Raw genomic sequence first — 14,346 nt, 5'->3', positions numbered from 1 at the left:
GTGATAATGAACTACACAGAAGCGCGATCGTTCACCTACGAGATATTCGCTCCACGATTAGGGGGAAGACTCGGGGCAGCGTTCGATTGGGGTATCATGGGGCTGATCGTGATCAATATTATCGCAGTGCTGCTCGAAACCGTGGACCCCGTTGCGGCCGCGTACAGACGTGAACTGTATCTGATCGAACTGATTTCGATTATCGTTTTCACGATCGAGTACGTGGCTCACGTCTGGTCGATCACCGAAACGCGGTCGTACGCGAAACCGATCCGAGGACGCATCCGTTTTATTTGTACACCGCTGATGATCGTTGATCTCCTTGCGATCCTTCCGTTCTATCTCGCAAGCATATTCGCCGTAGATACGCGCTTTCTCCGGGCGATGCGGCTTGTGCGGGTGATCCGGCTGCTCAAGATCGCTCGCTACTCCGAATCGATCAGGTCATTAGGAGCCGTCTTTCGGAATCAAAAAGAGAAACTGGTCGTTTCGGCGGCGATGAATATCATTCTACTCGTCTTGGCTTCATCAGTTATGTACCAACTTGAACATGAAGCACAGCCCGAACTATTCAGTTCGATCCCGGCGACGCTGTGGTGGGGAGCAATGACACTCACGACGGTCGGATACGGAGACATGTACCCGGTGACCAGAGGAGGACAGATTGTCGGTTCCCTTATCGCCGTGTTCGGGATTGGCTTGTTCGCTCTCCCAGCATCAATACTGGCCGCAGGCTTCATTGAGGATTCCCAATCAGGCTCGGAAAATACCTGCCCACACTGTGGAGAGTCGCTGGACAACCACTAATCACACCAGCAGGCACCAACGGTATGTGCTGTGACACGTGAACTGTCTCGGGCGCATCTCCTGAGGCAGTCGGATTATCGATCTGGTAGGCGTTCGTACGAAGTCTCTCGAAAGTACACCTATATGATTAGGTTTTTTTTTTGCTGTACCAATACTAGTAGGCTACATCATTAACACAGAGCACTATGTTTATTTTCCATGGCCGAGACGTCACCGTACTCTACGTCCGTAGTGGAAATATGGAGTACAGACACGCAACTTGTAAAAGGGTTTGAAAGACCGGTCGTGGTCTCCGAAGCAGTTCTTAGCACACTTATGGAAGCCGTAGATCACTGGCCAGAACTCAGTAGATCCCCACCGGTGTTCGAGTTCGTGGATGTAGACAAGCTAAATGGCTTGTTCAAAAGTCGTGCAGTCGACGAGACCAGCTACACGCCCTCTGTAGAGTTTCTTTTCCAAGACGCACTTGTTACGGTTCTGTATGGGTCAACGGTGCGTGTCATCGTCGAACGAGATGTGTAAGTAAAATAGATGACACATTGTAGCACTGTTCTGATCGTCGACGACGAAGAAAATCTCGCCGACTTATTCGGTATTTGGCTACGCGAGCAGTTCGAGGTTTATGTGACCTACTCTGGGGAAGATGCACTGGAAATTTTCGCTGAGGAATCCATTGATATCGTCCTTCTAGACCGTCGAATGCCGGGGCTCTCTGGCACGGAAGTGCTACAATCAATTCGCGAAAACGGTGATGGCCAGCAGGTGATTATGGCGACAGCTGTGCAGCCAACGGAGGATCTAGCGTCCATCGACGTGGACGACTATCTCATCAAACCGATTGACCGGAGAAAACTTCTTCGAACTGTCGAAGCTGCGGAGCTGGTTCTCACATACGAAGATTCACTCACAGAGCTTTTCTCACTCACCGCGAGGAAAGCCACACTAGAGGCGAACCTCGACAAAACAGAGCTTCAAAAAGACGATCGATACGGCAATCTCCTCAAGAGAATACGGGAGTTGGAAGAAGACGCTGATACGACACTCAAGCGTCTCGAGGCAGAGTATCAGATCGATATGCTGGTCAGAGACCAGCGTATCGGGTCCCAACCTGTAGATCAGCTTTGATATGCTTCGAGGAGCTGTGGCGTCCACTGATTATGCTACCAGCAGCAATGTCGCAGTACTCGCAGAAAACAAGTATCCGATGCTCATCGGATTGGCCTTCGTACGAGCTATTGCATTTTTTAATTATATTAATTATGCCATTTGCTATGCTGCCTTCTCTGTTTTAGTTTCTGCATTGAAGTTTCAAACCCCTTTTACAAACAGTGTATGAGAATGCCTTAGCCCTGCGGCAATTCACCGATCAAAGATAGAGAGGTAGCGTATTAATACCTATTAGTAAAGCTTGTCCACGCTTTACACTATACATAAAGGCATAATACAAATACCGTATATGAGCGATCGTTCTGATGTAATATGACCCAACCAGGCAGCGAGTCACTATGGCTGTGGCTAGGGACAGCAGGAATGCTCATTGGTATGCTATACTTCATCGCCCGCGGATGGGGTGAAAAGAATAGACGCCGTCAAGAGTTCTATATTGTCACGATATTCATCACTGCTATCGCATTCGTAAACTACCTGAGCATGGCACTCGGATTCGGGTTGACGACAATCGAGATCGGCGGTGAGGAGCTACCGATTTATTGGGCACGGTATACCGATTGGCTGTTCACAACGCCACTCTTGCTCATTGACCTCGGATTGCTTGCTGGGGCAAACCGAAACCAACTGTCTACACTCGTTGGCCTTGACGTACTGATGATCGGCACTGGTGCCGTGGCAACGCTATCGACAGCTGGTGTGCTGCTCAGCCCTGTCGGGGACCGCATTATTTGGTGGGGTGTCTCGACGGGCTTGCTATTGGTGTTGCTATACTACCTCTTCGGCACTCTGACCGAAGAAGCAAACCAACTGTCGGGAGCCGCCCGATCGACGTTTAGCACTCTTCGAAACCTCATCGTGGTCGTTTGGCTGGTCTACCCAGTGTGGTGGATCCTCGGCACGGAGGGGCTCGGAATGATCAGCCTCTACAGCGAAACTGCCGGGTTCATGGTGCTCGACCTCGTCGCCAAGGTCGGCTTCGGTATCATCTTGCTATCGAGCCGTGATGTTCTCGACGCAGCGGGCGAGGCTGCTGGTGCGGCGCTAGGAGACGCAGACCCCACTGACTAATTGCGAAAGGGAGTCTGCTACCTGTAGCTATCGACGAGAAACGTGCTCTCGGAGAGCGGTTTCCACTGAGTAAATAAAACGCGCACGCGTCGAACCAGTGTTGCACAGCGCGAACACCTGAACGTCGAGAATCGATTTGTGTCGATAGCTATTGTAGCATACTAACCGTGTCATAGAAGACAGCTCATGCGGTTACAGAAAGCAAGTGGCCGAAGTCTGATGTTCCGGGCTCTCTGATAACGAACAGATGCGTTAGTTTCGAAAAGCACGGTACGCAGTCGCTCTCCTGGTAATTCCACTCACTGGCACCGGCTTCACAACACAGATCGATGAGCACTCGCTGCGGTACGTTGTATTGGGATCTCTCATTTTGACAGGAATGGTTGTACTGTCCGTGAGGATCGAATACGCAGACCGTTCAGTAAACGAATGGCCCTCGGAGTTCGCGAGTGATTCTATGACACGCTGACTGAACGGATAACTCACTCCGGCTGTCGTCGAAAGAAAGGCAAGCATCAGTCCAACCCTCCAAAGCCGTGGCCGTGTGCAGTGAGATAGTTGGTCTCGATTTCCGATCCAACCTTCAGGCGTAAACGAGAGGGCCCAGTCGTCGCCGGGTTCGCCGTCCATCGCCGGGCCGAGCGATATCGTCTCCGCTAAGTCGTCAATCACGTAGTGCCACTCCGTACCCCGAGTGATTTGGTCGTGCCCCTCGGGTCGGGGAGCCCCAGGATCGACGTCATCTATCCTCCGAAACTGTGAACTTCCAACATTCGAATTTAGTATCGCGATAAGTGGTTTATATATCGCGTGTCTCAGCGTCCAACGCGGTTACTTTCGGCGTTTCCCTCCCGATTACGGCACTACTCGGCCTCCGAAGACGGCCCGAAGAACTGCGACCGACGATTTCGCACGGAGGCGTACCGCAGCGCGTACACTACTCAACTGAGGGACGACCCACGACCGACCAACTGCCTGTCCGGCGGGTCGTGTCGACCGCGGTTGTAACGCGAAAATGGGGGTTAAAACCTCTGCGTTGAGGCTGATCCAGTTGCCTGCCACGATCGAAACGAGGCGTTCTGGAACTGAGCTATGTACGGTACTCGTCGAATTTCTGGGTCACGTACGGGCTCGAACGGCCGGGCAGTTTTCACGCAGGGTCGACGACTGCACCGATCAGGTACGGTAACCGCCGTCCAGCAACGCACGTCCCTTCGCTCGGTGTTCGGTCAGACCGAGGTGTCGATGCCGTTGATCGTGACGAACCCGTACTCGCAGTTGATGCAGCGCCACTTCTTTTTGATACCGAGATGGATCCGCATGCTCGCTGATTTGTAGAACTCCGTTGAGTCACAGTCGGGGCAATCGGTCTCCAATGAGAGAGCCATACCGACACTTGCTCCGGGTACGCATTGTATTTTTCTGGTTCGGGTGGCCGCGTCGGATTGGGTGTCGGCCGGGGGTTTGATCGGTTCGAAGCCTAGAGCGGTGCTGAGTGCATCGTCCTCACGATCCATCTGAGACCAGTGTATGGCCAATAAATCATATATAGCGATACAAATTCCCAGCCGCGGTATCGACTCCACCTGTCGGCGGTTATCGGCGGGCCGCACGCGACGCGCCCGCCGAATCCACCGTCACCGGTATCGGCGAGTGGCGAGCCACGCGACGGCGAGGACCGCGGTAACGGCCGGGAGAACGCCGAATCCAGTTTGGTCGACGGGGGCTTCGTCGTCCAGTTCTGCCGCTTCGGTCCGCGCAGGGGTTGGGTTCGATGCCGATTCACCGCCGATGTTCGCCGCACTATCGGTCGTCTCACTCTCGCTGGAGCTATCGTCAGCGGCGGCGTTCTCCGCATCCGTCCTCTCGTCGTCCCCACGTGCGTCGGTGGGCTCTCCGATCCCGTGTCGCGTCCGTCCGTTCCGTCCGAATCGCTATCCGAACTGGTGTCCGACGAACTGGCATCGACATCGCCGCCGCCACTCCCCGCGGTGCTCGGATCTGTCTCAGAACCGTCGTCCGTACCGCCGTCGTTGGACGGTCCGACGGTGGCTGTCACAGAATTCGACTCGATCTCTCCGTAGCGCTCGCCCGCCCCGTCGAACAATCGGATCCCGCCAGTGCCCTCGATACTCCCGGCGGACACCTCGACCGCCCCGCTCGATTCGTCCATCACCGTCACCTCGGCGATCGAAACCGGACCGGTCTCGTTTGTGTCAAAACAACGCAGGCGGGACGGTCGGTCCCGGTGTGGCGTCAGATCAACTGGTCGAACAGCGCCTGAACGTCACCCACGTCGACGACCTCGTCTCCGTTGAAGTCGAACGCGGCTGCGTTGTTCTGGACTGCCTCGGTGTTTCGGTTCGCGAACAGCGCCTGTGCGTCTCCCATGTCGAACTCGTCGTCCCCGTTGACATCCTCGTAGAGACCATCCCCGTCGAGGTCCTGCGGCGGGGTCTCGAACTCGCCAAGCGCCGGCGGCGTGATGACGATCTCCGCGGTCGCGTTGCCGTCCTCGGTGACGACGCCGTGGGTGTACGTCCCGGCGGAGATCTCGCCGCTCGAAACGGTGAACGACACGTCGGCGCTCGCTCCGGGGTCGAGCTCGACGTCCTCGGAGTCGACGGTCGCCCCGTCGAACTCGAAGGAGACCGTCTTGATGCCGGTGAGTTCACCCGTGTTCGTCACCGTCGCGGTAACCGTGATGTCGTCGCCCTGGGCGACCTCGTCGGGCGCATCGAGGCTCGATACCTCGAAGAACGGCTCTTGGAGCTCTTCGACGGTCATGCCCACTCCTTCCGTCGCCCCGATCTCGTAACCGTCGCCGGACTCGTCGTAGACCAGCGCTTCCTGAACCGAGATGTCGACCTCGCCGGGTGCATCTCCGCTGACGTTCACGGTCCCGATGACTGCCTCTGCGCCAGCGACGCTCTGTCCGGCGACTTCGATACGGATCGCGTCGCCGGTCTCGATAACGTCGGTCAGGTCGGAGTCATCGCCATCGATCGACTCCCCGTCGACTTCGACGCCGTCGAAGGTGGCAACGCCGCCGTTGCTGAGCGCGAGCGTGATATCGTATGCGCCGACGCTACTCCCTTCGAGGTTGGACACGACGATGTCGAATTCGTCGGATTCGCCCTCCGTGATCGTCGACGCGGACGGTTCGAGACTCACGCCGATCCCGCTTCCGGGGGCGACCGGCGCGTCAGCGACCGAGATCGTCTGCGTCGCGGTATCGGTTTCGCCATCGTCGTCGGTGACGGTCAACGTGACGTCGTAGTCGCCTTCAGAATCGAAGCTCGTGGTCGTCGTTTCGCCGGTTGCATCGGAGGTGCCGTCGCCGTCGAAGTCCCACTCGTAGTTCGCGATTGCGCTATCATCGCCCGACCCCGAGGCGTCGAACGATACTTGCTCGCCCGTTTGCGGTCCGATCGGACTGTGCGTGAACGACGCCCCCGGGGGTTCGTTCTGGCTCGGCTCTTCGACGGTGATCGTCGTCTCTGTCGAACCGAGGACCTGTGTGTCGTCATCGGGATTGATCCCCGACCCCTCGACACCGACGGTATAGTCGTCCGGTTCGGCGTCACCCGGAACGTCGATTTCGTAGGTGATCTCGTACGTCTGGGTTCCCGCAGTGAGCCAGACGACCTCGAGGACGTTTGGGCTCCCGGATGGTGAATTTGGCGCGCCGCCGTCGGCGTCGGTCATCGTTCCCTGCCAGTCTGTCGGGAGGATGACCTGCACGCCGTGCCCAGTGATATCTTCGGTGGAGAAGGTCGTCGTCAGTTCGACCGTCTCACCCGGCGCCGCCGTCACCGCGCTCGCTGATTGTTCGACCGTTGCGTCCTGTGCTGCGACCGTCCCCACGCCTCCGAAGATCGAAAGGGCGACCATCAGCGCTACGAGGACCGTTGCCGTCTGTGTAATTCGTGTTGTCATAGTTCGTGTCCGCTAGCGTCGCTCTGTTGTCCACGCGGTGCTGCCGTTCTGACTGAAAATCGCCGGGCGGGTCGCCGGCGCGTTTGAGGATACTCCTCGGGTCGCCGGCGAATCCCGATATCCGGCGCGAGAGAGCCACCTCTCACGAGAGGCGACGGGACAACGGTGTCGTCCGCCGTCGGAGATCCGTCGTGACCGTCATTGGGAGGCCACTCGGTGACGGTAGGTGCGCCGCGATGGCCGTGTACCTCGAACGTCCGCGCGGATTCACTACCGATTCGGTCGGCTCGTATCATCGACGATCAGATCGATCCTCCCGCGCCGGTCGCGACGATCTCGATCGCGTTGACCTGCGGATTCTCCATCGGCCCCTGCTCGAAGTCGACGTCGACGGTCCCGTCGCTCGTGATGGTGACGCTCTTCATCGCCCCGTTAGCGTGGCCGACATCGGCGACCGGATCGTACTCAGTCAGGACCTGTTGCCCCTCGACCGAGACGTTGAACTGTCGATCTTCGGGCTCGCTGGTTCCGGGGTACTGATTGCTGAGGTAGAGTCGAATTTCGACCTCTGCGTCGACGTCGGTCGAGAACTCCCACTCCATCTCCCCATATCGCTCAGCGTCGAACACTGCTCCCGGCGTGCTATCGGGAATAGATCCGGTCGGAGTGACGTCGTCACCCCCGGCGTAGTTCCCGCTATCAGTTTCGGGGACCGAAACGAGGTACGGCGAGGAATCGTCCGCGACGCCGGTCCAGTCGGGTCCGTCGTCGATCGAGCTTACGTCAGCGCTTTCGCCCGCGTTGATCCGGTAGAGCACCTGTGGTTCGGGGTCGGCGGCTTCCTCGACGGTGAGCTGGAAGCTCTCGGTCGCGGCGTCGGTGCCGTCGTCCGCCGTGACGTCGACCGTGTAGGTACCGGCGTCGCCGGTTTCGGGTTCGATGGTGAGCGTTCCGGTGCCGTCTCCCGCGTCGGAAAAGCCCACGAAGGCCGGCCCGGCCGCGGACAGCGACAGCGCGTCGCTGTCGTCGGCAGAAGCACTGACTGGAACCGTCACCGAACCGCCCTCTGTCACGGTCTGATCGGCGATCGAATCGACCACAGGTGCCTGGTTTTCGTCACCACCGTCGTCGGCTGGCTCGACCTCGACCGCCGACAGTTTCGCGTTGTCCGCGACTGTCGAGAACCCGATGTTCAGCTCGCCATCGGTGACGTCGGCGGTGATCGTCTCTTGCACCGCGCTGAGCGACCCGCCAGCTTCCGCGTAGATGTCGTAGCCCGACAGGGCCGGTTCGCCCTCGACCGTCACGTCGAAGAGCCGTTCGCCGGTCTGGTCGGCGCCGGGGTTCGAATCTTCGGACGTCCCCTGGAAGATCTCGGCGAAGTGGAGCGTCACGTCGTAGCTCCCGTCTTCGAGCGGCACGTCGTAGCTGAAGTTCCCGTAGCGTTCGGTCTGGTAGAGCGGGTCGTCCTCGGTGCCGTCGATTGGCTTCGCGGTATCGTAGGCCGTCCCGCTGTCGAAGCCCGTGTCGGCTTCGAAGGCCGTCCCATGCGCAGCGGTGTACGCCGCCCCGCCCGCGTTCACGGCGAAGCTCGTGGCGCTGTCGCCGGTCCCGTCGTCGGTGCTGTCGTCGTACTCTAACACGACGACGTTCGAGTCGAGTCCGGTGTCGCCGCCTTCCTGGACGGCGGCAGTTATGTAGTTGAACCCGCCATCGGACGTCGAGTCGGTGAGCGTCAGATCGACGGTCGCCTCACCGTTTTCGTCGAGCGTGACGGTCGTCGTCTCGACATCGAGCGCCTTGTTCGCCTCGTACGCCTCGATGTCGTAGCCGGGTGATCCGGAACCGTCAGCGTCCGGTACGTTGTTCAGGTCCAGTCCCCCCTCGACGCGCGCGACCTCGACCGTTGCGTCGGCGGGACCGGCGACGGTAATCGTCTGCTGGGCCTCCGAGACGGTCGCGGCCGCGGTGTCGCCGCTCAGTGCCGTCGATTCGAGCGGGACGCCCTGCACGCCGATCGCAGTCGCGCTGGCCACGTCGCCCGTGATCGTCGATTGCGCGCCGCCGCCGCTACCGTCGCTGAACAGCGTGTTCGTCTGCGTCTCGCCGATGTCGTACTCAACGGTCACCGTCGCGCCCGCGAGTTCCAGCCCCGAGACGGGGCCGGCCGCCTGCGAGCCGACGGTCGCACCCTTGATGCTCGTCGGATCGTTGTCTGCCGAGAAGGACAGTTCTTCGCCAGCGTCGAAGTCCGTGAACTCGATCGTCAGCGTGTCGTAGCCGTCGTCGCCGTCGACGCCGTTGTGGGGATCGCTGAAGACGTCTCCGTCGGCGGTGCTGACGACGCCGACGCCGTCTCCGGACTCGCTGTCGACGACGAGGCCCTTACCGGTCGGGTCGCCCGCAGTTCCCTCCGGGTCCCACACGATGTCGGGTATGGTTCCCGAATCCAGTTCGATCGTCACCGAAGAGATTCCGGCGTCACCGGTGTTCGACAGCTGGAACGAACCGCCGCCGTAGGTGCTCGAATCGACGCCGCTGTCCGGCGTCACGAGCAGCTGCGACGATCCCTCCGCCGCCACGGGTTCGCTGACGGTGACGGTCTGGGTGGCGGTGTCGGTTTCGCCGTCGTCGTCGGCGACGATCAACGTGACGTCGTAGTCGCCGGCGGCCGCGAAGCTGGTGGTAGTCGTTTCGCCCGTTGTTTCGGTGGTGCCGTCGCCGTCGAAGTCCCACTCATAGCTCGCGATCGCGCTGTCGTCGCTCGATCCCGAGGCGTCGAGCGTCACGTTTTCGCCGACCTTCGGCGCGGCCGGGTCGGCGGTGAACGACGCGGTCGGCGGCTGGTTGTCGCCACCGCCCCCGTCGCCGACCGTCGCCTCCGATTGCCAGAGGCTGATGAGCTGTTGGATCGTCTGGAAGTCGATCGTTTGGCCGCCGGTTCCGGGGATCTCGGACTCACTTTGCCACCAGCTGATCGCCTGCTGGATCTCGGCGAACTCAATCGTCGCGTCGTCGCCGTCCTCGTCGTGGGCCGCGACGGCCTCCTCGACGCTCACCTCGCTGCCGGATCCATCGTCGAGTTTCACGATCTCGATGGCGTTCACCTGCGGGTTCTCCGCCGCGCCGTGGTTGAACTCCACGTCGATCGTTCCGTCACTCTCGACGGTGAACGCCTCCATCGCGGCGGTCTGGTCGCCGTAGGTGTCGATGACGTCGAAGTTCGAAAGGACCTGCTGATCCTCGACCGAGACGTTGAACACGCGGTCACCGACCGCGCTCGTGCCGTCCCACCCGTCGTGGAAGTACAGGCGGACCTCGTAGGTCGCCCCGTCGTCCGTGGGGAACTCCCACTGCATCGGCGGCTCCTCGGCCGGATCGTACTGCTCGGTCTGGAACAGTTCCGTCGGCGTCCCGTCCGGGACCGAGCCGTCGACGTTCTCGACAGTATAGGTGCTACCCGGAATGTCGCCGCCCGAGACGAGATACTCGCTCGGCGAGCCGCCCGTGTCGGCACTCCAGGCCGGCCCGTCGTCCGTCGCGGTGACCTCGGGACCGCCCGCGTTCACGCGGTGGACGGCGTCACCCTCGGCGTATGCATCGTCGGTGTCCTCGACGGTGATCGTCACCGTGTCCGTGTCGGTCTGCTCGCCGTCGGAGACGCTGACTCCGAAGGTGAGCGTCGTCTCTCCGTCGACGTCCGGCGCGGTGAACGTCGGGTCCTGCGCGTCGTTGATGCTGAGCCCGACGTCCGGGCCGTCGAGTTGCGTCCACGTGTAGCCGAGCATGTCGCCGTCGGGGTCCGAAGAGCCCGACGCGTCGAGTTGCACTTCGGTGTTCTCTTCGACGGTCTGGTCGGTCCCAGCGTCGGCGATCGGCGGCTGGTTCGTCTCGCCATCGTCCTCGAGCGGCGTGATGTGGAGGTTCGTCCACGTCGCATCGAAGCTCGAGCTCGCGCCGTTCGATGTCGAGACGACGCCGGCGGCCATCCCCTGGTCGGCCGACTCGATCCACTCTGCGGGAATCGTCGTCTCGCCGACGGCGACCGGCTCACCGCCGTCGGTCGCGTAGTACGCGTGGACTGTGTCGTTGCTCGGGTAGACGCGCAGGTAGAGATCGGTGTTCGTGCTTTGGCCGGTGACGCTCGCATCGTCCGGCTGGGCGACGCTCTCGAAGCTTCCGCCGACCTCCTTCGCGAACTCCACCCCGCCGGTGCCGCCGTTGGCGGAGACGACCAACTTCGCGTAGTTGTCCTGATCGCCGTTACCGAGATAGACCCCCGTGGACTGGTAATCCTCGGGGCTGTTGGGGAAGCCGTTCACCGTGGTGCTGACGACGAACGGTTCGTCGGGCGCGTTCGCGCCAATCTGGAAGCTGTACTGCTGGGTGTTGGTGTTCTGGTGGGCGTCTCCCTGCGGGACCCCCTCGACGGTCAAGACGTTCGCCGCGCCGCCGGCGATGACGCTGTCGCCGTCGTAGAGATCCATGTAATCGTCCTCGCCGTTCGTCATCACGCCGGTGAAGCCGAGACCGAGGACCGTCTCGGGCTGTGCGTTCGGCTCGAAGTTCAGTTCGATCGGCAGATCGCCGTCGAGGCCGTTCGACGCGTCGCGGGCGAACGGGTCCTCGCCGTCGGGCAGGCCGTCCCCGTCGTCGTCGTCGTCGGTGATATCGGAGACGCCGTCGTCGTCGAAGTCATTCGGCGTCGAACCCGCCGAACACGGGTCGGTGCCGGCCGCGATCTCGTCCGCGTTGCTGTACCCGTCGCCGTCTTCGTCGAGCGACGGATCGTCCGCACCGGTACACTGCCCCACGTCGCCGCCACCGTAATCGTTCGGCTCAAAGACGGTGATGTCGTTGCCGCCGTGGTTCGCCGTCCAGATCGTGCCGGGAAGCGTTTCCGCGTCGCCCTGGGCGGTGATGCCCAGCGCACCCCCTTGGGTCAGCGGCGATGACACGTCGGTGACCTCGTCGCCCGCGGCGTTCAGCTGCACACGCTTGATCGTGCCGCTGCCGGCCTCCACGACGAGCAGATCGCCGCTCATCGCGCTGCCGAAGTTGGAAGCGGTGTACTCCGTGATGCCGCCGGTCCAGCCGAACGTCGGCCCGATGGAGTTGTCCTCGGTGGGGTCCTGGTAGTCGCACTCGATCGGGTTCGCCATGTCGAACGGAACCGGGGTGTCCGACGCGTCGAAGTCGTGGTACTGGTTGCCGTCGGCGTCCCAGAGGCCGGCGCCGTCCGGGTTGGCCCGGACGGGCGCGGCGTGGCCGCCGTACGAGCCCTCGGTGGCAAGGTGGAGCTGGTCGCCGGTCCCGTAGCTGCCGTCCTCGTTGGGCTCGTTGGTGCACATCCCAGTCGAGCCCTCACCGACGGGCTGGCCACCCCAGCCGCCGTTCGGCCCGTTGTCGATGACGTAGAGCTGCCCGTCCTGCGAGAGGACGATGTCGTACGCGTTCCGGTAGCCGGGCGAGTAGATCTGCACCGGGCCGCCGTCGACGATTTTCGCCTGGTTCAACCCGTCGTTCCCGCCGAACGGGAGGGATCCACCCTGGACGGTCGGGATCGAGTAGTAGTAGTCGAGGTCGGGGTACGCCGAGTCCTCGTCTTGGAGGCTCTTCGGCTGGTTTTCGGCTTCGATCTGCGCGAGATCGATGTCGAGCACGGCCGCCGAGAGCGCGTACTCCGGCGTGTGCCCGAAGTTGTTCCCGGGCGCGCCCTTGTTGGTGTGGCCGCCGACGGCGAGATACAGCGTCTCGCCGTCCGTGGAGAGGTCCAGCCCGTTGGGCGAGTGGTTCTCCTCCGAGCGTGGTAAGCCGAGCACCATCACGTCGTGGTCGACGCTCGCGAGGCTCCCGTCGCCGTTCCAATCGAACGTCAGCCGTGAGACCGCTCCCGAGTTGGTGTCCTTCGAGTCGTCGTCGTCGCCGACGTCGATCTGCGCGTCGCTCGAGGAGACGTAGACGACCGGTTCGGCGGCCGTCCCGCCGGCGGTAATACCAGTGATCTGCCGGGCGGTCCGCCCCGCATCGTAGTTCCCGAGGTCGTCGTGGTTCGGGATATCCTTGATCGCGGTTATCACCTCCTCGTTGAGGACCTGATAGCTATCCTCGCCGTTGCGCTCGACCTCCAGCGCGTACACGTTGCCGCCCTGTGTCGAGACGTATGCGCGGCCGTCAGGGCCGAAGTCGACCGCCGTCGGGTTACCGGCGCTGAACCCCTGTAGCGTCGATTTGCTGAACCCGACCGGCACGTCGCTCGCGCCCTCACCTGAGAGCCCGATCGTCAACGGATCGTTCGTGCCGCTGTGGCTCACTTCGAGCGCGGCGGTCTTCGACTCGACGTCCGACGGCGAGAACGTCACCTGCACGTCGATCGACTCGCCGGGTGTGAGCGTCGTGCTTCCCGTGAAGTCGTGGGAGAACGCCGCCGCGTCAGAACCGGATATCGAGACCCCCGTTACGTCGATGTCAGCGTCGCCGCTCTCGCCGAGATTGGTCAACGTCACCGCCTCGGTCCCGCTGTCGCCGGCGACGACGGTTCCGAAGTCGACGCTCGACGAGCCACCGAGCGTGTCGGGCTCGGGCTCAGAGGGAACGATCTCGACCGCGGAGATCTTCGCGTTGTCCACCTCCGTCGTGAGCTCGATGTCGATCGTCCCATCCGTCGGGGCCACCGTCGTCGATTTCATCACGCCCGTTTCGGGGCCGACGTCGGCGTAGATATCGTAGTCGTCGAGGAACTGCTGTCCCTCGACGGACACGTCGAAGACCCGAGCACCGTCTCCCCCTTCGGGATTCCCGCCGGAGACGCCCTGATAGATCTCCGCGAAGTACAGGCGGACCTCGTACTCTTGACTGCTGTCAATCCCATCAGAAAACGTCCACTGCTGATCGCCGTACAGCTCGGATCCGAAGATCTCCGTCGGCGTCCCCGACGGCACCGACGAGTCGAGATCGACCGTTCCGGAGTACGCCTCGTACGTCGAGCCGCCACTCACCGTTACGCCGCTCGTTGATCCGGGCGGGGTCCAATCCATGCCGCCGTCGACCGCGCCGACGGTCCCGCTACCCGCGTTCACGCGATACTCGGCAGTTGCCGCCTGTTGAGCATGTGTCGGACCGACGGCGAACGCCACGCCGCCGAGGGCGATCGACGTTACCATCAGGACCGAAAATACGAGTGCGAGCGTCTTCCAGCGAATGCGATTCGAACGCCGCTGAACCAGGCTGGCCATGGTAGATGGCCATCTGTATACATAATAGTAATAAACCGGCTTCCGATCTTAATGGTGGATTTTTTATTAATTATCGAATGTATTCTAGCTAAGCGGTCTCATCGGGACGTTAGGGCCCGATTCTGTG

7 protein-coding genes are annotated in these 14,346 nt (G+C 61.3%); 4 read left to right on the top strand and 3 right to left on the bottom strand.

What is annotated here, in order from left to right:
* The first annotated feature begins 6 nt into the window (after window positions 1-6).
* The 4 genes from DM868_RS13890 to DM868_RS13875 all read left to right on the top strand — a co-directional run bounded on the left by DM868_RS13890 (window position 7) and on the right by DM868_RS13875 (window position 3,045).
* Window positions 7-807, top strand: coding sequence for an ion transporter (locus tag DM868_RS13890; protein WP_137277435.1), 801 nt, complete (start codon window positions 7-9; stop codon window positions 805-807).
* A gap of 198 nt (window positions 808-1,005) precedes the next feature.
* Window positions 1,006-1,329: a HalOD1 output domain-containing protein gene (locus DM868_RS13885; RefSeq protein ID WP_137277434.1), complete on the top strand. Its 324-nt coding sequence runs from the start codon at window positions 1,006-1,008 to the stop codon at window positions 1,327-1,329.
* A 9-nt stretch (window positions 1,330-1,338) separates the two neighbouring features.
* Entirely contained in the window at window positions 1,339-1,932 is a 594-nt protein-coding gene (locus DM868_RS13880; protein ID WP_137277433.1) for a response regulator, read from the top strand.
* Window positions 1,933-2,286: 354 nt separating this feature from the next.
* Entirely contained in the window at window positions 2,287-3,045 is a 759-nt protein-coding gene (locus tag DM868_RS13875) for a bacteriorhodopsin (protein WP_137277432.1), read from the top strand.
* Between the two features lie 1,229 nt (window positions 3,046-4,274).
* On the opposite strand, the gene DM868_RS15220 is transcribed toward DM868_RS13875, so the two are convergent.
* The 3 genes from DM868_RS15220 to DM868_RS13865 form a co-directional block, all read right to left on the bottom strand.
* Window positions 4,275-4,433, bottom strand: coding sequence for a DUF7838 family putative zinc beta-ribbon protein (locus tag DM868_RS15220; protein ID WP_170964530.1), 159 nt, complete (start codon window positions 4,431-4,433; stop codon window positions 4,275-4,277).
* An 868-nt stretch (window positions 4,434-5,301) separates the two neighbouring features.
* A complete protein-coding gene (locus DM868_RS13870; RefSeq protein WP_137277431.1) occupies window positions 5,302-6,984 on the bottom strand; it encodes a PKD domain-containing protein in 1,683 nt (560 codons plus the stop codon).
* A 302-nt stretch (window positions 6,985-7,286) separates the two neighbouring features.
* On the bottom strand, window positions 7,287-14,147 hold the full coding sequence (locus DM868_RS13865) for a malectin domain-containing carbohydrate-binding protein (protein ID WP_170964529.1): 6,861 nt from the start codon (window positions 14,145-14,147) through the stop codon (window positions 7,287-7,289).
* Between the last annotated feature and the right edge of the window lie 199 nt (window positions 14,148-14,346).

The organism is Natronomonas salsuginis (assembly GCF_005239135.1).
Classification (GTDB): Archaea; Halobacteriota; Halobacteria; order Halobacteriales; family Haloarculaceae; genus Natronomonas; species Natronomonas salsuginis.
Note: the sequence above shows the minus strand (reverse complement) of the source record. Positions and strands in the feature narration are given on the sequence as shown.

What these genes read in the sequence shown, in the direction of transcription:
- DM868_RS13870 (WP_137277431.1), bottom strand. Translation starts at nt 6,984, where the DNA reads ATGACAACACGAATTACACAGACGGCAACGGTCCTCGTAGCGCTGATG.
- DM868_RS13885 (WP_137277434.1), top strand. Translation starts at nt 1,006, where the DNA reads ATGGCCGAGACGTCACCGTACTCTACGTCCGTAGTGGAAATATGGAGT.
- DM868_RS13880 (WP_137277433.1), top strand. Translation starts at nt 1,339, where the DNA reads ATGACACATTGTAGCACTGTTCTGATCGTCGACGACGAAGAAAATCTC.
- DM868_RS15220 (WP_170964530.1), bottom strand. Translation starts at nt 4,433, where the DNA reads ATGGCTCTCTCATTGGAGACCGATTGCCCCGACTGTGACTCAACGGAG.
- DM868_RS13890 (WP_137277435.1), top strand. Translation starts at nt 7, where the DNA reads ATGAACTACACAGAAGCGCGATCGTTCACCTACGAGATATTCGCTCCA.
- DM868_RS13875 (WP_137277432.1), top strand. Translation starts at nt 2,287, where the DNA reads ATGACCCAACCAGGCAGCGAGTCACTATGGCTGTGGCTAGGGACAGCA.
- DM868_RS13865 (WP_170964529.1), bottom strand. Translation starts at nt 14,147, where the DNA reads ATGGTAACGTCGATCGCCCTCGGCGGCGTGGCGTTCGCCGTCGGTCCG.